Here is a 19,737-nt window from a genome sequence, read left to right on the forward strand (position 1 = left end):
GAATTCGTGGGTTGCTGGTATTTTTGAACCAATGGAAATCAATGAGGGAGGGGGCTTGCCCCCGATTGCAGTGGGTCAGCCAATGGATCAGGTGACTGATACACCGCCATCGGGGGCAAGCCCCCTCCCACATTTGGAATGCATTTCAGTCATCTGCCTGTTTCGGGGGCGGGAGGGTGAAACCCGACACCGACCTGCGCAACTGGCTCGCCATCTTCGCCAGGTTACCGATGCTTTCGGCAGTCGCGGTCGACCCCGACGACGTCTGCGTAGTGATCTGCTGGATCACGTTCATGGTCAGGGAGATCTGCCCCGCCGATGACGTCTGCTGCTGCGCTGCATTGGAGATGCTCTGGATCAACGCCGCCAAGGTCTTCGACACGCCTTCAATCTCTTCCAGCGCCACGCCGGCATCCTGGGCCAGCCGTGCGCCGCGGACCACTTCGGTGGTGGTCTGCTCCATGGAGATGACCGCCTCGTTGGTGTCGGTCTGGATCGCTCTCACCAGGGTTTCGATCTGCCGCGTGGCGGCCGATGAGCGCTCGGCCAGTCGCTGCACTTCGTCCGCCACCACCGCAAAGCCGCGCCCGGCATCCCCGGCCATGCTCGCCTGGATGGCGGCGTTGAGGGCGAGGATATTGGTCTGGTCGGCGATGTCGTCGATCAGGCTGACGATGTCGCCAATCTCCTGGGACGATTCGCCCAGGCGCTTGATGCGCTTGGCGGTGTCCTGGATCTGTTCGCGGATGTTGTCCATGCCGTGGATGGTGTTGTGAACCACCTCGTTGCCCTTGTTCGCAATCTCCACCGAGCGTTCCGCCACGGCCGAGGATTCGGCGGCATTGGCCGATACCTGGTCGATGGACTGGGCCATCTGGTTGATCGCGGTGGACGCTTCGGCGATCTGCTGGGCCTGATGCTCCGAGGCCTGGGCCAGGTGCATGGCGGTGGCCTGGGTTTCTTGCACCGCACCGGCAACTTGGCCGGCGGTGAGGTTGATCGTCGCGACCAGATCGCGCAGTTGGTCCACGGAATAGTTGATGGAGTCGGCGATGGTGCCGGTGAAGTCTTCGGTCACCGAGGCCGTCACGGTGAGGTCGCCATCGGCCAGGTCTTCGATTTCATCGAGCAGGCGCATGATCGCGTTCTGGTTGCGCTCGTTCTTCTCGGCGGTCTCGTGCAGTTGGCGGTTGGTCTCACGCACCATTACCAGGCCAATCAGGATGATCGAGGCCAACGCCAGCAGGCCCAGCACGTAGCCGCCAATGGTGTCGAAGCTGCGCCCGCTGGCGAGGTTTTCAAACCCGGTGGCCAGGTGCGAGGCTTCATCGAGCAGGGTTTGCGACAGATTGAAAATATTGCTCGCCGAGGCGCGCACCTGAAACAGTTGCGGTGAGGTTTCGAGGATTTCATCCACGGAGCCGGAGACAAATTCGAACAGTTCGGCGATATCTGCCAGCCGCGCGCGGGCATCGTGGTCTTCGACCTGGGTGATGCGCAGGCCGGGGTTGCCGTTGAGCATGCCATTGAGCACCTGGCCAAAACGGGCGGCATCGCGGCCAAAGGTGTCGGCGGCCTGCGCGGCTGTTTCGTCGCCGGCCAGCACGGTGTTGACCGCCCCCAGAATACGTTCGGCCAGCAGCGACTGGCGCTGGGCCAGGGCCACCTGGCTGGCCGGGGCGCCACGTTGTAGCAGGATGTCGACGACCTTTTCCGATTCCATCTGCAATTGCGGCACGGTTTCGGCCAGGGTCGCGGCCACCTGGTGCAGGGACAACACGGTCTGCTCGCTGGCGAGGATGGCGTCGGTGTTTTTCAGCAGCGCTTCCCAGTCGGTCTGCACTGCGCGCATCTCGGCCCGCACCGCACTGGGCGCCGCAGGCAGGCCGGTTTGCGGGTCGCCTTTTTTCAGGTAGCCCCAGCGCTGGGCAAAATCGTTACGCGCGTCACCCAACAGCTTGAAGGCAGCAGCCTTGCCGGCGGCGGCTTCGGTAGCGTTCTTGGCAATGCGCTGGGACAGCACCCGCAGTTCTCCGGCGTGGCCGATGTATTGTTTGTCGTAGGTGGACTGGGTGTTGAGGTACGCGAAGTTGGCGAAGAGCAGCATGATGAACACGATCAGTGCGATAAACAGCACGATGATCTGTGAGCGGCTGCGCGAGCCGGCCTGGGGTTTGGGCGCGGTAGCGGTGGTCATGCGGCGACGTCCATGAAGCCTGGGGCCTGGGCCAGGGCGAAGGGGCTGAAGACCTGCCACGGCGGGTCGCCGTCGAACTGGCCCTGGATAAACGGCGCGCCGGGGCTGGCACTCGCCAGCAAGGCGTCTTGTGCAAAATGCTGCATGCCCACCACCTCGTCTACCAGCAACCCGACAAACAGATCGTTGTATTCCACCACCAGCACCCGCCGCTGCTTGCGCGCCTTGGACAGCGCAAGGCCGAGGAAACCACCCAGGTCCATCACCGGCAGCAGGCGCCCGCGCAGGTTAGCAACACCTTTGACCCAGGCCTTGACCCCGGGCATTAAAGTACATCGCGGTTCATGCAGGACTTCGGCGACTTCGCCCATGGGCGCCACATACCAATGTTGCCCCAGGCGAAAGCCGATCCCGCTCCAGCGTTGCAGGCGGGCTTCCTGGGACGGCAGGTCGGCGGCCAGCAGGCGGCAGCGGCGGTCGATGTCCAGCAGCAACTCGAAGGCGGTTTGCGACTCGGTCATGATGGCGTGCCGTCAGCCGGCCAGCACCTTGTTCAGGGTGGCGATCAGGGTTTCTTCGTCGACCGGCTTGGTCAGGTAATCCTTGGCGCCCTGGCGTGCGCCCCAGATCTTGTCGGTTTCCTGGTCTTTGGTGGTAATGATGATGATCGGGATAGCGTTGGTTTCAGGCTCCTTGGACAACTGGCGCGTGGCCTGGAAGCCATTGAGGCCCGGCATCACGATGTCCATCAGTACTGCATCGGGCTTTTCCTGGCGAGCCAGGGCTACGCCGTCGGCGCCGTTTTCGGCCTTGAGGACCTGATGGCCGTGCTTTTCCAGCATGCCGGTGAGTTTGTACATTTCAGTCGGCGAATCGTCGACGATCAGAACACGTGCCATGGTTTTCCCCACTACATTGGTCGGCGCCGGCCCTTGTGGGGCGGCGTCAGTGTGCTTGTTCTACTGCGGCGAACCCCGGCACATACGCCTTGATCGCACCCAGCAGTTCTTCCTTGCTGAAAGGCTTGGTCAAAAACTGATCGACACCCACGATGCGCCCCTTGGCCTTGTCGAACAGGCCGTCCTTGGAGGACAGCATGATCACCGGGATCGACTTGAACGCCGGGTTGTTCTTCACCAGGGCGCAGGTCTGATAGCCATCCAGGCGCGGCATCATGATGTCGACAAAGATAATGTGCGGGTGATGATCAACAATCCGGGCCAGGGCATCGAAACCGTCGAGGGCCGTAATGACCTCGCAGCCCGAGTGCTTCAACAGCGTCTCGGCGGTGCGGCGGATCGTTTTCGAATCGTCGATCACCATCACTCTCAAGGCGTTGGAATGCTGTTCCATATCTGCTCTACCATCGCCACAGCGAATCGGTTTTCGGTGTGTACTGCCTGATGTTGCACAGGATGAGCGTCGCAGGCCTTGGATTTCAAGGGCTGCTGCGCCGTGGCAGTCTTTTTAGCACAGTCTCGGGGAGCAATCTATCGAGGCACCCGCCAGGTGGTTTTTCCTTGACCCACAACAGCCGCAGCGCCACTCTGACGCCACTTTTATGCGCCCAATTTGCTAGAGGAAATCCCCCATGAGCGTTCGCGTCGGCATTGTCATGGACCCTATCGCCAGCATTTCCTATAAAAAGGACAGCTCGCTGGCAATGCTCCTGGCCGCCCAGGCCCGCGGCTGGACCCTGTTTTATATGGAGCAGCGCGATCTGTACCAGGGCGACGGCGAGGCCCGCGCACGCATGCGCCCGCTGCAGGTGTTCGCCAACCCGGAAAAATGGTTCGAGCTTTCGGACGAGATCGACAGCCCGCTGAGCGATCTGGACGTGATCCTGATGCGCAAGGATCCGCCGTTCGACATGGAATTCGTCTACTCCACTTACCTGCTGGAGCAGGCCGAGCGCGCCGGTGTACTGATCGTCAACAAGCCGCAGAGCCTGCGCGACTGCAATGAAAAGCTGTTCGCCACGCTGTTCCCGCAATGCACACCGCCGACCGTGGTCAGCCGCCGCGCCGATGTGCTGCGTGAGTTCGCCGCCAAACATGGCGATGTGATCCTCAAGCCGCTGGACGGCATGGGCGGCACGTCGATCTTCCGTCACCGCGCCGGCGACCCGAACCTGTCGGTAATCCTGGAAACCCTGACCGTGCTGGGTACTCAGCAGATCATGGGCCAGGCTTACATTCCGGCGATCAAGGACGGCGACAAGCGCATCCTGATGATCGACGGCGAACCGGTGGACTACTGCCTGGCGCGTATCCCGGCAGCCGGTGAGACCCGTGGCAACCTGGCCGCCGGTGGTCGCGGTGAAGCGCGCCCTCTGACGGACAAGGACCGTTGGATTGCAGCCCAAGTCGGCCCGACCCTGCGGGAAAAGGGTTTACTGTTTGTAGGCCTTGACGTGATTGGTGAAAATCTCACCGAAATCAACGTCACCAGCCCGACCTGTATCCGCGAGATCGACAACGCCTTTGGCACCAACATCGGCGAAATGCTGATGGCCGCCATTGAGCGCAAGCTACAAGCCAAGTGACATAGAACAGCCGGACACGCACCAACATTGCGTTATCATGCGCCACCTGTGAAACGCGCGATGTTGGTTTTTTTGTCATGACACTCCCGTCCGATCTGCCCCCCGAACTCTCCCATAGCGGCGTGCGCCCGGCTGATCGGCTCGGATTTACCCTGTTCCTGGCCGCCTTGATTCACTTGGCCTTGCTCCTCGGCGTGGGTTTCACCATGGTCGAGCCCAAGCAGATCACCAAGACCCTGGAAATCACCCTCGCCACCTTCAAGAGTGAAAAGAAGCCTGAGAAAGCGGACTTTCTGGCTCAGGACAATCAACAGGGCAGCGGCACCCTCGACAAGAAAGCCATCCCCAAGACCACCGAACTGGCACCGTTCCAGGACAACAAGGTCAATAAGGTCACGCCGCCTCCCTCGCCCAAGCCTGAGGTCAAGCAGGCTACACCCAAGCCGACGGTGACCACCGTCGCACCCAAACCACAAAAAGCCCCGGTCCAGCGCGAAAAGACCAAGACCGAGCCGCAGCCGGAGCCCGTGAAGCCGGCGCCTACTTTCGACAGCTCGACCCTGTCCGACGAAATCTCCAGCCTGGAAGCCGAACTGGCCAACGAACAGCAGTTGTACGCCAAGCGCCCACGCATCTACCGCCTGAATGCCGCCTCGACCATGCGCGACAAAGGCGCCTGGTATAAGGACGAGTGGCGCAAGAAGGTCGAGCGCATCGGCAACCTCAACTACCCGGAAGAAGCACGGCGCCAGCAGATTTACGGCAATTTGCGTCTATTAGTGTCGATCAACCGCGATGGCACCTTATATGAAGTGCAGGTGCTGGAGTCCTCCGGCCAGCCGCTGCTGGACCAGGCCGCACAGCGTATCGTGCGCCTGGCTGCGCCTTTCGCGCCGTTTACCGGCGACCTGAACGACGTGGACCGCCTGGAAATCATCCGCACGTGGAAGTTTGCCAAGGGCGATCGGCTGTCGAGCAATTGATGACAATTGCCCTGTGCGACACATCCCCAGCTTGTCAGTTCGCCCCTCCAACGCCACACTAGCGGACATGAAAAATGTCAGCCCGACCTACCTCAAGCACCAATTCCTGATCGCCATGCCCCATATGGCCGACCCGAACTTTGCGCACACCTTGACCTACATCGTCGAGCACACGGCCAAGGGTGCCATGGGGTTGGTGGTGAATCGGCCCCAAGCGCTGAACCTGGCCGATATCCTTGAGCAATTGCGCCCCGAGATCGATCCGCCGGCCCGTTGCCAGGGTGTTCCGATCTACATCGGCGGGCCGGTACAGACGGATCGCGGCTTTGTGCTGCACCCGACCGGGCCGACGTTCCAGGCCACGGTGGACCTGGACGGCGTGTCGCTGTCCACCTCCCAGGACGTGTTGTTCGCCATCGCCGACGGCGTAGGCCCCGAGCAAAGTGTGATCACCCTGGGCTACGCCGGCTGGGAAGCCGGGCAACTGGAAGCCGAACTGGCCAGCAATGCCTGGCTGACCTGCCCGTTTGATGCCGACATTCTGTTCAACACTGCCAGCGAACTACGCCTGGAAGCGGCCGCCGCCAAGCTGCGCGTCAACCTCAGCCTGCTGACCAGCCAGGCGGGGCACGCCTGATGGCCTTGCGTCTGATCCTCGGCTTTGACTACGGCACCAAACAGATCGGCGTAGCGGTCGGCCAGGTAATCACCGGCCAGGCCCGTGAGCTGTGCACCCTGAAGGCCCAGAACGGCATACCGGACTGGAACCAGGTCGAAGCCCTCATTAAAGAGTGGAAGCCCGACGCGGTAGTGGTCGGCTTGCCCCTGAATATGGACGGCACCCCCAGCGACATGTGCCTGCGCGCCGAAAAGTTCGCCCGCCGCCTCAACGGCCGCTACAACATTCCCTTCTATACCCACGACGAACGCCTGACGACCTTTGAAGCCAAGGGTGAACGCCGCGACCGTGGCGGGCAGAAAGGCAGCTACCGCGACAACCCCGTGGACGCCATCGCCGCCGCCTTGCTGTTGCAGGGCTGGCTGGATGAAAACACCGCGTTATTTGAATCCTGACTGACGCGGCTTGCCGCGTCTTCTTACGTTTGAGCCCGGAACTTGCCTACAGCAAGGCCTTGAAGGAGCCACCATGAGCCTGCCGAACCCCGCCGAACTGATCAGCCAGATGGCAATACGCCTCAAGGCTAACCTGGAACACCGTGGCATCAGCGAGCCGCGCTTCATCGGCATTCGCACCGGTGGCGTGTGGGTGGCCCAGGCGCTGCTGGAAGCACTGGGCAGCGATTCGCCCCTGGGCACCCTGGACGTATCCTTTTACCGCGATGACTTCAGCCAGAACGGCTTGCATCCACAAGTGCGCCCGTCGGCCCTGCCGTTCGAGATCGAAGGCCAGCACCTGGTGCTGATCGACGACGTGCTGATGAGCGGCCGCACCATCCGCGCCGCCATGAACGAGCTGTTCGACTACGGCCGCCCGGCCAGTATCACGCTGGTCTGCCTGCTGGACCTGGATGCCGGCGAGTTGCCGATCAGCCCGGATGTGGTCGGCGCAACGCTGTCCCTGGAAGCCCACCAGCGGGTAAAATTGTCCAGTCCCACGCCGCTCGAACTCGAACTGCAAGACCTTGCCCTTTAAACCGCCTTGTACAGAGTCCCCGCGATGACGCCTCTAGATGCCAAGCGCCCGCTGCAGCTCAATGCTCAGGGCCAGTTGCAACACTTTTTGTCCCTCGATGGTTTGCCCCGCGAACTGCTCACCGAAATCCTCGACACGGCCGATTCGTTTCTCGAAGTCGGTGGCCGGGCGGTGAAGAAGGTCCCGCTGCTGCGCGGCAAAACCATCTGCAACGTGTTCTTCGAGAACTCCACGCGCACCCGTACCACCTTTGAACTGGCGGCCCAGCGGCTGTCGGCCGACGTGATCACGCTGAACGTGTCCACGTCGTCGGCGAGCAAGGGCGAAACCCTGCTCGACACCCTGCGCAACCTGGAAGCCATGGCCGCCGACATGTTCGTGGTGCGCCACGGCGACTCCGGCGCCGCGCACTTTATCGCCGAGCACGTGTGCCCCCAGGTGGCGATCATCAACGGCGGCGACGGACGTCACGCCCACCCGACCCAGGGCATGCTCGACATGCTCACCATCCGTCGGCACAAGGGCAGCTTTGAAAACCTCTCGGTGGCCATCGTCGGCGACATCCTGCACTCGCGGGTCGCACGCTCGAACATGCTGGCCCTGAAAACCCTGGGTTGCCCGGATATCCGCGTGATCGCGCCAAAAACCCTGCTGCCCATCGGCATCGAGCAATACGGCGTGAAGGTCTACACCGACATGGCCGAAGGCCTCAAGGATGTCGACGTGGTGATCATGCTGCGCCTGCAACGCGAGCGCATGTCCGGCGGCCTGCTGCCGAGCGAGGGTGAGTTCTACCGCCTGTTCGGCCTGACCACCGCACGCCTGGCCGGCGCCAAGCCGGACGCCATCGTGATGCACCCAGGCCCGATCAACCGAGGGGTGGAGATTGAGTCGGCGGTGGCCGACGGCAGCCAGTCGGTGATTCTCAACCAAGTGACCTACGGCATCGCCGTGCGCATGGCCGTATTGTCCATGGCCATGAGCGGACAAACCGCGCAACGTCAATTCGAGCAGGAGAACGCCCAGTGAAGCTCAGCATTCTTGGCGCTCGCGTTATCGATCCGGCCAGTGGCCTGGATCAAGTCACCGATCTTCATCTGGAGGCCGGCAAGATCATCGCCATTGGCGCCGCTCCCGGCGGTTTCAGCCCCAGCGAGACGATCGACGCCAAAGGCCTGGTGGCCGCGCCCGGGCTGGTGGACCTGAACGTCGCCCTGCGCGAGCCGGGCTACAGCCGTAAAGGCAGCATCGCCAGCGAAACCCGCGCCGCTGCGGCCGGTGGCGTGACCAGCCTGTGCTGCCCGCCGCACACCAAGCCCGTTCTGGACACCTCGGCCGTGACCGAGCTGATCCTCGACCGCGCCCGTGAAGCCGGCAATTGCAAGGTGTTCCCCATCGGCGCCCTGAGCAAAGGCCTGGACGGCGAACAACTCGCCGAACTGATCGCCCTGCGCGACGCCGGGTGTGTAGCCTTCGGCAACGGCCTGGAGAGCTTCCGCAGCACCCGCACCCTATGCCGCGCCCTGGAATACGCCGCCACCTTCGACCTGACGGTGATCTTCCACTCCCAGGACCGCGACCTGGCCGAAGGTGGCCTGGCCCATGAAGGCGCCGTGGCCAGTTTCCTCGGCCTGCCGGGCATCCCGGAAACCGCCGAGACCGTGGCCCTGGCCCGTGACCTGCTGCTGGTGGAGCAAAGTGGTGTGCGTGCGCATTTCAGCCAGTTGACCACCGCACGCGGTGTCGCCCTGATCGCCCAGGCGCAGGCCCGTGGGTTGCCGGTGACAGCGGATGTGGCGTTGTATCAGCTGATCCTGACGGATGAGGCACTGATCGATTTCTCCAGCCTGTACCACGTGCAACCGCCGCTGCGCACCCTGGCCGATCGCGAAGGTTTGCGCGCGGCGGTGAAGTCCGGTGTGGTCTCGGCGATTTCCAGCCACCACCAGCCCCACGAGCGTGATGCCAAGCTGGCGCCGTTTGGTGCGACCGAGCCGGGTATCAGCAGCGTTGAGCTGTTGCTGCCGCTGGCGATGACGTTGGTGGAAGACGGCTTGCTGGATTTGCCGACACTGCTGGCACGCCTGAGCGCCGGCCCGGCTGAGGCGTTGCGCCTGCCGGCGGGTAAGTTGGTGGTGGGCGCGGCGGCGGACCTGGTGCTGTTTGACCCGGCCAGCTCCACGATTGCCGGGGAACACTGGCTGTCCAAGGGTGAGAACTGCCCGTTCATCGGACATAGCCTGCCGGCGACGGTGCGTTATACCTTGGTGGATGGGCGGATCAGCTACCAGGCCTAAAATAAGGTGGGGCTCGCTCGCGAGTGCGGTGTATCAGTCATGTAGATGTCGACTGACATTCAGCATTCGCGGGCAAGCCCGCTCCCACACTGGGTTCTGCGCAGGCCTCTAAAGATTCAGCGGCCGCCGTTGCGCTCGGCATTGCGAATCGAAACCTGGGTATTCAACGTCCAGAAGTCATACAGCACGCCCACCAGGAACAAGCCCCCCGTCAGCAGGTAGATCAGCCCCGTGATCCATTTGCCCTGGTACATGCGGTGCACGCCAAACACGCCAAGAAACGTCAACAGAATCCAGGCCACGTTGTATTCGATGGGGCCGGCGGTAAAACGCAGGTCGGCTTCACGGTCCATCGCAGGGATCAGGAACAGGTCGATCAGCCAGCCGATACCCAGCAAACCCAGGGTAAGAAACCAGATCGTGCCGGTTACCGGTTTACCGTAATAGAAGCGGTGCGCGCCGGTAAACCCGAAAATCCACAGCAGGTAACCGATCACTTTGCTGTGGGTGTCTTGTCGCGGCCCAACCTGTTGATAGGTGTTCATGGCGTACCTCTTTTGCTTCGATAGATAAATTTTTTCATTTTCTTTGTGACTTTTTTACGGGCGCCCGACGTACGGCAAATGGTATCGTCCCACCCCTGAAAGCCTTATGCCACCTGACTTGTGTAGGACAACTGCGGCAATTCGTCGCGTATTTCCTGATTTTGACGTCAAGGTTCAGTCGACAAACGGCCTGAGATCGACACAAAAAGCTGTTATAAAGTTGCGCGCAAACCCATAAGAGCCACGCCTGATGCGACCATTTTTAAAGACATGGCTAACCATTTGCCTATTAATGCCATTGGCCGCCCACGCCACCAATCGTGAGCAACGACTTCCAAACGTCAACGGTTTCACCCCTAAAGTCCACAGCACGCCAAGCACTGCCAAATCGGCAAAGCCGACCGTCAGCCGCCCGACCCAACTGAGCAAGGCCCACGGTAAAGCAGTTCCCGGCCTGGTGGCAGCCAACACCAAGCAAAGCAGCAACGTCCTCAGCCGTGCCGTCAACGTGCTCGGTACACCTTATCGTTGGGGCGGCAGCAGCCCAAGTAAAGGGTTCGACTGCAGCGGCCTGGTGAAATATGCATTCAACGACGTCGCCGCCGTGGATCTGCCGCGCACTTCCAACGCCATGGCCGCCGGCCACGGGCAGAAGGTTGATCGCAAGGACCTGAAACCGGGTGACCTGCTGTTCTTCAAACTGAAGAGCCGCCAGGTGAACCACGTTGCCATCTACCTGGGCAACGACCGTTTTATCCACGCACCGCGCCGTGGCAAGTCGGTGAGCATCGACACGCTGAAAAAGCCGTTCTGGGACAAGAACTACGTGATTGCCAAGCGGGTGCTGCCTAAAGAGCAGAACAACAACCTGCGGGTCGTCCAGCGCTGATCTTCAGCTGAAATGCCGTAATCAGTGTGGGAGGGGGCTTGCCCCCTCCCACATTTGGATCTCCTTATGTCTCCCGATCTTATATATCCCCAGGCACCCTCGCCTTCTCCCGCGCATCCTCTCGGCTGACCAGCCCTTCGCTGACCAACGCCTTCAAACTCATATCCAGCGTTTTCATCCCCAACGCCCCACCGGTCTGAATCGCCGAGACCATCTGCGCCACCTTGTCCTCACGAATCAAGTTACGAATGGCCGGCGTGCCCAGCATGATTTCATGGGCCGCCACGCGCCCGCCGCCATGCTTTTTCACCAGTACCTGGGATACCACCGCCTGCAACGACTCGGACAGCATCGAGCGGACCATGGCTTTTTCGCCGGCCGGGAACACGTCCACCAGCCTGTCCACGGTCTTTGCCGCCGAGGTGGTGTGCAGGGTGCCAAACACCAGATGCCCGGTCTCAGCCGCCGTCAGCGCCAGGCGGATGGTTTCCAGGTCACGCAATTCGCCCACCAGAATCACATCGGGGTCTTCACGCAGCGCCGAACGCAGGGCCGCCGAAAAACTGTGGGTGTCGCGGTGCACCTGGCGCTGATTGATCAGCGCGGTTTTCGGCCTGTGGATAAATTCGATGGGGTCTTCCAGCGTGAGGATGTGCTGGCGCCGGTGTTGGTTGAGATAGTCGATCATGGCGGCCAGAGTGGTGGACTTGCCGGAGCCCGTAGGCCCGGTGACCAGCACAAGACCACGGGGCAATTGGGCGATCCGCTGGAACACTTCCCCCAGGCCCAGGCTTTCCAGGCTCTGGACGTCGGCCGGGATGGTGCGAAACACCGCGCCCATGCCGCGATCCTGCTGGAACACATTCGCCCGGAACCGCGCCACGCCTGGCAGCTCGAAGGCAAAATCCGTTTCAAGAGATGTTTCGAAATCCTTTTGTTGGTATTGGTTGAGCAAAGGGCTCAATAAATCCGCCACTTGCACAGCTGAAAGCACCGGGCAATCCATCGGCCAGATTTCGCCATCGATTCGCAACATGGGCGCCAGCCCAGCCGACAGGTGCAGGTCGCAGGCGCCACGGCGCACGCCAGCCACCAGTAATTCAGTGATATCCATAGGGCTTTCCATTTCCAGTAGAATGCCGCGGACTCCATATCCACGGGCGCATCTTGAATGTCGACGATAGCAGACAACATCGGCCAGGTTAGCCAGCGCATCCGCGCCGCAGCCGACGCCGTGCAACGTGACGCAAGCAGCATCCACCTGCTGGCCGTGAGCAAGACCAAACCCGCCCAAGCCGTGCGTGAAGCCTACGCCGCCGGTATGTGCGACTTTGGCGAGAACTACCTGCAGGAAGCCTTGGGCAAACAGGCCGAATTAACCGACCTGCCCTTGAGTTGGCACTTCATCGGCCCCATTCAATCGAACAAGACGCGCGCTATCGCCGAGAACTTCGCTTGGGTGCATTCCGTGGACCGCCTCAAAATTGCACAACGCCTGTCCGAACAACGCCCGGCCGACCTGCCACCGCTGAATATCTGCATCCAGGTCAATGTCAGTGGCGAAGCCAGCAAGTCCGGCTGTACGCCCGCCGACCTGCCGGCCCTGGTCGATGCGATCAGCGCCCTGCCGCGCCTGACGCTGCGCGGCCTGATGGCAATCCCCGAGCCGACCGAAGATCGCGCTGAGCAAGATGCAGCATTCGCCACCGTTCGCGACCTGCAAGCCAGTTTGAACCTGCCGTTGGACACTCTTTCCATGGGCATGAGCCATGACCTTGAGTCGGCCATCGCCCAAGGCGCCACCTGGGTGCGGATCGGTACCGCACTGTTTGGCGCCCGTGATTACGGCCAGCCGTGAAATGGCTGACCTCCCTCTGAATAAGGACCTGTCATGAGCAACACGCGTATTGCCTTTATCGGCGCCGGCAACATGGCGGCCAGCCTGATCGGTGGCCTGCGGGCCAAGGGCCTGGACGCCGCGCAGATCCGCGCCAGCGATCCGGGCGAAGACACCCGTGCGCGCGTCAGCGCCGAGCACGGTATCGACACCTTCGCCGACAACGCCGAAGCCATCCAGGGCGTCGACGTGATCGTGCTGGCGGTCAAGCCACAGGCCATGAAGGCCGTATGCGAAAGCCTGCGCCCGAACCTGCAACCGCATCAGTTGGTGGTGTCCATCGCCGCCGGCATTACCTGCGCCAGCATGAACAACTGGCTCGGTGCCCAGCCTATCGTGCGCTGTATGCCCAACACTCCGGCCCTGCTGCGCCAAGGCGTGAGCGGTTTGTACGCCACTGCCGAGGTCAGTGCCGAGCAACGTGACCAGGCCCAGGAGCTGCTGTCAGCCGTGGGCATTGCCCTGTGGCTGGAACAGGAACAACAACTGGACGCGGTCACCGCTGTCTCCGGCAGCGGCCCGGCGTACTTCTTCCTGCTGATCGAAGCCATGACCGCCGCTGGCGTGAAACTGGGCCTGCCACGGGAAGTCGCTGAGCAACTGTCCGAGCAAACCGCCTTGGGCGCTGCGAAGATGGCCGTCTCCAGCGATGTGGATGCCGCCGAACTGCGCCGCCGCGTGACCTCCCCAGGCGGCACCACGCAGGCCGCCATTGAATCGTTCCAGGCCGGGGGCTTTGAAGCCCTGGTGGAAAAAGCACTGGGTGCCGCTGCGCACCGATCGGCCGAAATGGCCGAACAACTGGGCAACTAAGGAGCCAACATGATTGGTTTGAACACCGCAGCCGTCTACGTGCTGCAAACCCTCGGCAGCCTTTACCTGCTGATCGTGCTGTTGCGTTTCGTGCTGCAACTGGTACGCGCCAACTTCTACAACCCGCTCTGCCAGTTCATCGTCAAGGCCACCCAGCCGTTGCTCAAGCCGCTGCGCCGAGTGATCCCGAGCCTGTTCGGCCTGGACATGTCCTCGCTGGTGCTGGCGATCCTGGTGCAGTTGGCCTTGATGGCGCTGACCCTGCTGCTGACCTACGGCACCACCGGCAATTTCGTACAGTTGCTGATCTGGGCAATCATCGGCGTGACCGCGCTGTTCCTGAAGATTTTCTTCTTCGCGATGATCATCAGCGTGATCCTGTCCTGGGTCGCCCCGGGCAGCCACAACCCTGGCGCCGAGCTGGTCAACCAGATCTGCGAGCCGGCCCTGGCGCCGTTCCGCCGTCTGCTGCCGAACCTGGGCGGCCTGGATATCTCGCCGATCCTCGCGTTCATGGTGCTCAAGCTGCTGGACATGCTAGTGATCAACAACCTGGCGGCCATGACCGGGATGCCAGAGATTCTGCGCTTGCTGATCTGATGTGAACAAAGGTGGGAGGGACTTGCTCCCTCCCTCATTTCGCACCGCGCAGGCCTTTGCTTGCCGCTGGGTGCAGCGGTCTTTAGACTTACGCCTCATTTAAACGAGAGCAGGGTCGATGCCAGCTGCCTTCCCCCCCGATTCTGTTGGACTGGTCGTGCCCCAAGTGGCGCACTTCAGCGAACCCCTGGCCTTGGCCTGCGGCCGTTCGCTACCCGCCTACGACCTGATCTACGAAACCTATGGCCAACTGAACGCCACGGCGAGCAACGCCGTGCTGATCTGCCACGCCTTGTCCGGCCATCACCATGCTGCGGGTTTCCACAGTGCCGACGAGCGCAAGCCCGGCTGGTGGGACAGCTGCATCGGTCCCGGCAAGCCCATCGACACCAACAAGTTCTTTGTGGTCAGCCTGAACAACCTCGGCGGCTGCAACGGCTCCACCGGCCCCAGCAGCCTCAACCCGGAAACCGGCAAGCCGTTCGGCGCCGACTTCCCGGTGCTCACCGTGGAAGACTGGGTGCACAGCCAGGCGCGTCTCGCCGACCTGCTGGGCATCAGCCAATGGGCCGCCGTGATCGGTGGCAGCCTGGGCGGTATGCAGGCGCTGCAATGGACCATCACTTACCCAGACCGCGTGCGCCATTGCCTGGCCATTGCCTCGGCCCCCAAGTTGTCGGCACAGAACATCGCCTTCAACGAAGTGGCGCGCCAGGCAATCCTCACCGACCCCGAGTTCCACGGCGGTTCGTTCCAGGAAGCTGGTGTGATTCCCAAGCGCGGCCTGATGCTGGCGCGGATGGTCGGGCATATCACCTACCTGTCCGACGACTCCATGGGCGAGAAATTCGGCCGTGGTCTCAAAAGCGAGAAGCTCAACTACGACTTCCACAGCGTCGAATTCCAGGTGGAAAGCTACCTGCGTTATCAGGGCGAGGAGTTCTCCGGGCGTTTCGACGCCAACACCTACCTGCTGATGACCAAGGCTTTGGACTACTTCGACCCAGCCGCCAACTTTGATGACGACCTGGCGAAAACCTTCGAAGGCGCCACGGCCAAGTTCTGCGTGATGTCGTTCACCACCGACTGGCGCTTCTCGCCGGCGCGCTCCCGTGAGCTGGTGGACGCGCTGATGGCCGCACGCAAAGACGTCTGCTACCTGGAGATCGATGCTCCGCAAGGCCACGACGCCTTCCTGATCCCGATCCCGCGTTATTTGCAGGCTTTTAGCAACTACATGAACCGCATTTCGCTTATATGAATTGCTTACGCTTTGAGGTGAGAACGCCATGAGAGCCGACCTGGACATCATCCAAGACTGGATCCCCGCCGGCAGCCGCGTGCTCGACCTGGGCTGCGGCGATGGCGAACTGCTGAGCTGGCTGCGCGACAACAAGCAAGTCACCGGCTACGGCTTGGAAAACGACCCAGACAACATCGCCCAATGCGTGGCCAAGGGCATCAACGTGATCGAGCAGGACCTGGACAAGGGCCTGGGCAACTTTGCCAGCAACAGTTTCGACATCGTGGTGATGACCCAGGCCCTGCAAGCAGTGCACTACCCGGACCGCATCCTCGACGAAATGCTGCGCGTGGGTCGCCAGTGCATCATCACCTTCCCCAACTTCGGCCACTGGCGCTGCCGCTGGTACCTGGCGACCAAGGGTCGCATGCCGGTGTCGGATTTCCTGCCGTACACCTGGTACAACACGCCGAACATCCACTTCTGCACCTTCGAAGACTTCGAAGCGCTGTGTGGCGAGCGTGAAGCCAAGGTGATCAACCGCCTTGCCGTCGATCAACAGCACCGCCACGGCTGGGCGAGTAAACTATGGCCCAATCTGTTGGGCGAAATCGGTATCTACCGGGTCAGCAGCCCTGGTCTGACCGACCACAAAATTGCCGTCTAAGCATTTTCGAGAGGGACGTTTATGAGTCGCTTGGCTATTTTTCTACTGACCGCATGCCTGGGCGCCAATGCCATGGCTGCGGACACTATCGACGCTAATCGCAAGAAAGACTTCGGTGATATCACCGTGCACTACAACACCTTCACCTCAAGCTTCCTGCCACCCGAAACCGCCCAAAAAGCCGGCGTGGTGCGCAGCAAGGAGAAGGGTTTGATCAATGTGACCGTGATCAAGGGCGTGGCCCCAGTCGCGGCCCAAGTGACCGGCACCATCAAGGACCTGGGCGGCAAGAGCGAGATGCTCACGTTCAAGCAAATCGAAGAAAAAGGCGGAATCAGCTACCTCGCGCCCTACTCCGTGACCCAGCGTGAATACAAGACCTTTACCATCAACGTTGAAACTGGCGGCAAAGCCCATAGCTTCCAGTTCAACCAGGAACTGTTTCCGGCGCAATGATGAACCTTACTCAACTGGTACTGGCCAGCCATAACGCCGGCAAACTCAAAGAACTCCAGGCCATGCTCGGCGAGTCGGTGCAACTGCGCTCGATTGGCGAGTTCAGCCAGGTCGAGCCGGAAGAGACCGGCTTGTCGTTCGTCGAGAATGCCATCCTCAAAGCGCGGAATGCCGCACGTATTTCCGGCCTGCCGGCGTTGGCGGATGACTCGGGGCTGGCGGTGGATTTCCTCGGCGGCGCACCCGGCATTTATTCGGCGCGCTACGCCGATGGCAAAGGTGACGCGGCCAACAATGCCAAGCTGCTGGACGCCCTCGAGGACGTGCCGGACGCGATGCGCGGTGCGCAGTTCGTCTGCGTGCTGGCTCTGGTACGCCACGCGGACGACCCGTTGCCAATCCTGTGCGAAGGCCTGTGGCACGGGCGCATCCTGCATGCGGCCAGCGGTGAGCATGGTTTTGGCTATGACCCGCTGTTCTGGGTGCCGGAGCGCAACGTCTCCAGCGCCGAACTGAGCCCGACCGACAAGAACCAGATCAGCCACCGCGCCCGCGCAATGGATTTGCTGCGCCAACGCCTGAGCCTGAAATGACCCACGACACCCCTGCGCTGCCGCTGATCCACGGCGGCGCGCAAACACCCCGGGCGGCCCTGCCTGTGCTGCCGCCCCTGGCGCTGTATATCCACATCCCGTGGTGCGTGCGCAAATGCCCGTATTGCGACTTCAACTCCCACACCGCAAGCAAAGTGCTGCCGGAAGAAGAGTATGTGGACGCGTTGCTGGCTGACCTGGACCAGGACCTGCACGCCGTGTATGGCCGGGAGTTGAGCTCGATTTTCTTTGGTGGCGGCACGCCCAGCCTGTTCAGCGCCGCAGCACTGGGCCGTCTGCTCAAAGGTGTAGAAGCGCGCATTGCGTTTGCCGGCGATATCGAGATAACCCTGGAAGCCAACCCCGGCACGTTCGAACAAGAGAAGTTCGTGGCGTACCGCAAGCTGGGGATCAACCGCCTGTCCATCGGCATCCAGAGCTTCCAGCAGGAAAAACTCCAGGCCCTGGGCCGCATCCACAATGGCGATGAAGCTGTACGCGCCGCCGGTATGGCCCGCCAGGCCAGGTTCGATAACTTCAACCTGGACTTGATGCACGGCTTGCCCGATCAGTCCCTGGACGACGCCCTCGGCGACCTGCGCCAGGCCATCGCGCTCAAACCCACGCATTTGTCCTGGTACCAGCTGACCCTGGAACCCAACACCGTGTTCTGGAACCAGCCGCCAGCGCTGCCGGAAGACGACACCCTGTGGGACATCCAGGAAGCTGGCCAGGCGCTGCTGGCCGAACACGGTTACGCCCAATATGAAGTATCGGCCTATGCCCAACCGGGCCGTCCGGCGCGACATAACCTGAATTACTGGAGCTTCGGCGACTTTATTGGCATCGGCGCCGGCGCCCACGGCAAGCTCAGCCACCCGGACGGGCGCATTGTGCGCACCTGGAAAACCCGTGCGCCAAAGGACTACCTCAACCCGGCCAAAAGCTTCCAGGCCGGCGCGAAGGAACTGACCAACGACGAGCTACCCTTCGAATTCCTGATGAATGCCTTGCGCCTCACCGAAGGCGTCGACGCCAAGCTCTACGCCGAGCGCACCGGCCTCGACCTGGCAAGCCTCGACGAGGCACGTCGCGAGGCAGAACAAAGTGGCTTAATGCAGGTCGAACCGTCACGCCTGGCGGCCACCGACCGTGGGCAACTCTTTCTCAATGACCTGTTGCAGAAGTTTTTGAGCTGACGCTCTAAGGAAGTCACATGGATTTGGTACTCGACCTGCTCGCCACCGTATCCCGCTGGAGCCGCAGCAACCTGTCGGAAATCTCCCTGGCCCTTGTGGGCTGTTTGCTGGTGCTGTTCGGCGCCGACATCAAGGGCTGGGTCGAAGCACGCCTGGGCAGCATCGCCGGCGCCTTGCGCGTGCCGCTGATGGCACTGGTGTGCATGATCGGCAGCGGTGCGGCGTTGATCTATGCCACACCGTGGATTGTGCGGGGGTTGAGCCAGTTCAATAACTACAGCCTGGCGCCGGTGCTGGTGGTGGTGCTGGTGTTGATTGGGGTAGTCGCAGACCGCCGCTGACCTCAAACCCAACACAGAACCAAATGTGGGAGGGGGCAAGCCCCCTCCCACATTTTTACTGCATTTCAATTCGAAAGCGGGTCAGGCCAGCTTCTCGAACTTCAAATCCCAAACCCCATGCCCCAACCGCTCACCGCGACGTTCGAACTTGGTGATCGGCCGCTCAGCCGGGCGTGGCACGCATTTGCCGTCTTGCGCCAGGTTGCGGTAGCCAGGGGCAACGTCCATCACTTCCAGCATGTATTCGGCATAGGGCTCCCAGTCGGTGGCCATGTGCAGGATGCCGCCAACTTTAAGCTTGCTGCGCACCAGTTCCGCAAAGGACGCCTGGACGATGCGGCGCTTGTGGTGACGGGATTTGTGCCATGGGTCCGGAAAGAACAGCATCAGGCGGTCGAGGCTGTTGTCGGCAATGCAGCGGTTGAGCACTTCAATCGCGTCGCAGTCGTAGACGCGCAGGTTGGTCAGGCCTTGGGTCAGCACGCCGTTAAGCAGTGCGCCGACACCTGGACGGTGCACTTCCACGCCGATGAAGTCCTGGTCCGGCGCAGCGGCGGCCATTTCCAGCAGGGAATGGCCCATGCCGAAACCGATCTCCAGGGAACGCGGGGCCGAGCGGCCGAACACTTGGTCGTAGTCCACCGGCGCATCGGCCAGGGGCAATACGAACAGCGGCGTGCCTTGCTCCAGGCCCTTTTGCTGGCCTTCTGTCATGCGACCGGCGCGCATCACAAAACTCTTGATGCGGCGGTGCTTGGACTCGTCGCCAGCGGCTTCCACGGTGTTCGGCGTTTCGTTTGATTCAGTCATCAATGGCT

General features: G+C 61.8%; 24 protein-coding genes. 17 read left to right on the top strand and 7 right to left on the bottom strand.

Annotation, left to right across the window (positions count from 1 at the left end; genetic code table 11):
- Positions 1–145: 145 nt before the first annotated feature.
- The 4 genes from EJD88_RS23650 to pilG are packed head-to-tail and all read right to left on the bottom strand — an operon-like array spanning position 146 to position 3,550.
- Positions 146–2,197 (bottom strand): methyl-accepting chemotaxis protein, encoded by a 2,052-nt coding sequence (locus EJD88_RS23650; protein WP_112192664.1) that lies wholly within the window; start codon positions 2,195–2,197, stop codon positions 146–148.
- Positions 2,194–2,718 carry a chemotaxis protein CheW gene (locus tag EJD88_RS23655; RefSeq protein ID WP_099585832.1) on the bottom strand — a complete coding sequence of 175 codons (525 nt, stop codon included), beginning with the start codon at positions 2,716–2,718 and terminating at the stop codon, positions 2,194–2,196. Before EJD88_RS23655 ends, EJD88_RS23650 begins: the two co-directional genes overlap by 4 nt.
- A 12-nt stretch (positions 2,719–2,730) precedes the next feature.
- A complete protein-coding gene (gene pilH, locus EJD88_RS23660) occupies positions 2,731–3,096 on the bottom strand; it encodes a twitching motility response regulator PilH (protein WP_003176670.1) in 366 nt (121 codons plus the stop codon).
- A gap of 46 nt (positions 3,097–3,142) precedes the next feature.
- The gene (gene pilG / locus EJD88_RS23665) at positions 3,143–3,550 is read right to left on the bottom strand and encodes a twitching motility response regulator PilG (RefSeq protein ID WP_099585833.1); all 408 of its coding nucleotides are present in this window, start codon (positions 3,548–3,550) and stop codon (positions 3,143–3,145) included.
- A gap of 238 nt (positions 3,551–3,788) precedes the next feature.
- Between pilG and gshB the strand changes: the two genes are divergently transcribed.
- The 7 genes from gshB (at position 3,789) to EJD88_RS23700 (ending at position 9,676) form a co-directional block, all read left to right on the top strand.
- The gene (gene gshB / locus EJD88_RS23670) at positions 3,789–4,742 is read left to right on the top strand and encodes a glutathione synthase (RefSeq protein WP_099585834.1); all 954 of its coding nucleotides are present in this window, start codon (positions 3,789–3,791) and stop codon (positions 4,740–4,742) included.
- A gap of 77 nt (positions 4,743–4,819) precedes the next feature.
- Positions 4,820–5,725, top strand: a complete 906-nt coding sequence (locus EJD88_RS23675; protein ID WP_099585835.1) for an energy transducer TonB — start codon at positions 4,820–4,822, stop codon at positions 5,723–5,725.
- 67 nt (positions 5,726–5,792) lie between these two features.
- Positions 5,793–6,362, top strand: coding sequence for a YqgE/AlgH family protein (locus tag EJD88_RS23680; RefSeq protein ID WP_099585836.1), 570 nt, complete (start codon positions 5,793–5,795; stop codon positions 6,360–6,362).
- A complete protein-coding gene (ruvX, locus tag EJD88_RS23685) occupies positions 6,362–6,799 on the top strand; it encodes a Holliday junction resolvase RuvX (RefSeq protein ID WP_003176676.1) in 438 nt (145 codons plus the stop codon). Before EJD88_RS23680 ends, ruvX begins: the two co-directional genes overlap by 1 nt.
- Before the next feature lie 73 nt (positions 6,800–6,872).
- The gene (gene pyrR, locus EJD88_RS23690; protein ID WP_158879151.1) at positions 6,873–7,379 is read left to right on the top strand and encodes a bifunctional pyr operon transcriptional regulator/uracil phosphoribosyltransferase PyrR; all 507 of its coding nucleotides are present in this window, start codon (positions 6,873–6,875) and stop codon (positions 7,377–7,379) included.
- Between the two features lie 24 nt (positions 7,380–7,403).
- Positions 7,404–8,408: an aspartate carbamoyltransferase catalytic subunit gene (locus EJD88_RS23695; RefSeq protein ID WP_099585838.1), complete on the top strand. Its 1,005-nt coding sequence runs from the start codon at positions 7,404–7,406 to the stop codon at positions 8,406–8,408.
- Positions 8,405–9,676 carry a dihydroorotase gene (locus tag EJD88_RS23700; RefSeq protein WP_099585839.1) on the top strand — a complete coding sequence of 424 codons (1,272 nt, stop codon included), beginning with the start codon at positions 8,405–8,407 and terminating at the stop codon, positions 9,674–9,676. Before EJD88_RS23695 ends, EJD88_RS23700 begins: the two co-directional genes overlap by 4 nt.
- 116 nt (positions 9,677–9,792) lie before the next feature.
- Here EJD88_RS23700 and EJD88_RS23705 read toward each other — a convergent pair whose 3' ends face one another.
- Positions 9,793–10,221 (bottom strand): TM2 domain-containing protein, encoded by a 429-nt coding sequence (locus EJD88_RS23705; protein ID WP_099585840.1) that lies wholly within the window; start codon positions 10,219–10,221, stop codon positions 9,793–9,795.
- Positions 10,222–10,471: 250 nt separating this feature from the next.
- On the opposite strand from EJD88_RS23705, the gene EJD88_RS23710 reads away from it, so the two are divergent.
- The gene (locus EJD88_RS23710; protein WP_122306612.1) at positions 10,472–11,110 is read left to right on the top strand and encodes a C40 family peptidase; all 639 of its coding nucleotides are present in this window, start codon (positions 10,472–10,474) and stop codon (positions 11,108–11,110) included.
- 79 nt (positions 11,111–11,189) lie between these two features.
- Here the strand turns inward: EJD88_RS23710 and EJD88_RS23715 are convergent, their stop codons facing one another.
- On the bottom strand, positions 11,190–12,224 hold the full coding sequence (locus tag EJD88_RS23715) for a type IV pilus twitching motility protein PilT (RefSeq protein ID WP_099585842.1): 1,035 nt from the start codon (positions 12,222–12,224) through the stop codon (positions 11,190–11,192).
- A gap of 57 nt (positions 12,225–12,281) precedes the next feature.
- Between EJD88_RS23715 and EJD88_RS23720 the strand changes: the two genes are divergently transcribed.
- The 9 genes from EJD88_RS23720 (at position 12,282) to EJD88_RS23760 (ending at position 18,919) form a co-directional block, all read left to right on the top strand.
- Positions 12,282–12,968 carry a YggS family pyridoxal phosphate-dependent enzyme gene (locus EJD88_RS23720; RefSeq protein ID WP_112192669.1) on the top strand — a complete coding sequence of 229 codons (687 nt, stop codon included), beginning with the start codon at positions 12,282–12,284 and terminating at the stop codon, positions 12,966–12,968.
- Positions 12,969–13,001: 33 nt separating this feature from the next.
- On the top strand, positions 13,002–13,820 hold the full coding sequence (gene proC, locus EJD88_RS23725) for a pyrroline-5-carboxylate reductase (protein ID WP_158879152.1): 819 nt from the start codon (positions 13,002–13,004) through the stop codon (positions 13,818–13,820).
- A 9-nt stretch (positions 13,821–13,829) separates the two neighbouring features.
- The gene (locus tag EJD88_RS23730) at positions 13,830–14,420 is read left to right on the top strand and encodes a YggT family protein (RefSeq protein WP_099585845.1); all 591 of its coding nucleotides are present in this window, start codon (positions 13,830–13,832) and stop codon (positions 14,418–14,420) included.
- A gap of 118 nt (positions 14,421–14,538) precedes the next feature.
- Positions 14,539–15,681, top strand: a complete 1,143-nt coding sequence (locus EJD88_RS23735; protein ID WP_112192671.1) for a homoserine O-acetyltransferase — start codon at positions 14,539–14,541, stop codon at positions 15,679–15,681.
- Between the two features lie 28 nt (positions 15,682–15,709).
- Positions 15,710–16,330, top strand: a complete 621-nt coding sequence (gene metW / locus EJD88_RS23740) for a methionine biosynthesis protein MetW (protein WP_017735309.1) — start codon at positions 15,710–15,712, stop codon at positions 16,328–16,330.
- Positions 16,331–16,351: 21 nt separating this feature from the next.
- Positions 16,352–16,786, top strand: coding sequence for a DUF4426 domain-containing protein (locus EJD88_RS23745; protein ID WP_099585847.1), 435 nt, complete (start codon positions 16,352–16,354; stop codon positions 16,784–16,786).
- On the top strand, positions 16,783–17,379 hold the full coding sequence (rdgB, locus tag EJD88_RS23750; RefSeq protein WP_158879153.1) for an RdgB/HAM1 family non-canonical purine NTP pyrophosphatase: 597 nt from the start codon (positions 16,783–16,785) through the stop codon (positions 17,377–17,379). The genes EJD88_RS23745 and rdgB overlap by 4 nt, the downstream gene beginning before the upstream one ends.
- Positions 17,376–18,578 carry a radical SAM family heme chaperone HemW gene (gene hemW, locus EJD88_RS23755; RefSeq protein ID WP_158879154.1) on the top strand — a complete coding sequence of 401 codons (1,203 nt, stop codon included), beginning with the start codon at positions 17,376–17,378 and terminating at the stop codon, positions 18,576–18,578. Before rdgB ends, hemW begins: the two co-directional genes overlap by 4 nt.
- A 17-nt stretch (positions 18,579–18,595) precedes the next feature.
- Complete coding sequence (locus EJD88_RS23760; RefSeq protein ID WP_016972961.1) at positions 18,596–18,919, top strand: DUF3392 domain-containing protein; 324 nt, start codon at positions 18,596–18,598, stop codon at positions 18,917–18,919.
- An 81-nt stretch (positions 18,920–19,000) separates the two neighbouring features.
- Here EJD88_RS23760 and trmB read toward each other — a convergent pair whose 3' ends face one another.
- On the bottom strand, positions 19,001–19,729 hold the full coding sequence (trmB, locus tag EJD88_RS23765) for a tRNA (guanosine(46)-N7)-methyltransferase TrmB (protein WP_099585850.1): 729 nt from the start codon (positions 19,727–19,729) through the stop codon (positions 19,001–19,003).
- Positions 19,730–19,737 lie beyond the last annotated feature (8 nt).

Source organism: Pseudomonas sp. PB105, from assembly GCF_009764655.1.
In the GTDB taxonomy this organism is placed as follows: domain Bacteria; phylum Pseudomonadota; class Gammaproteobacteria; order Pseudomonadales; family Pseudomonadaceae; genus Aquipseudomonas; species Aquipseudomonas cyclaminis.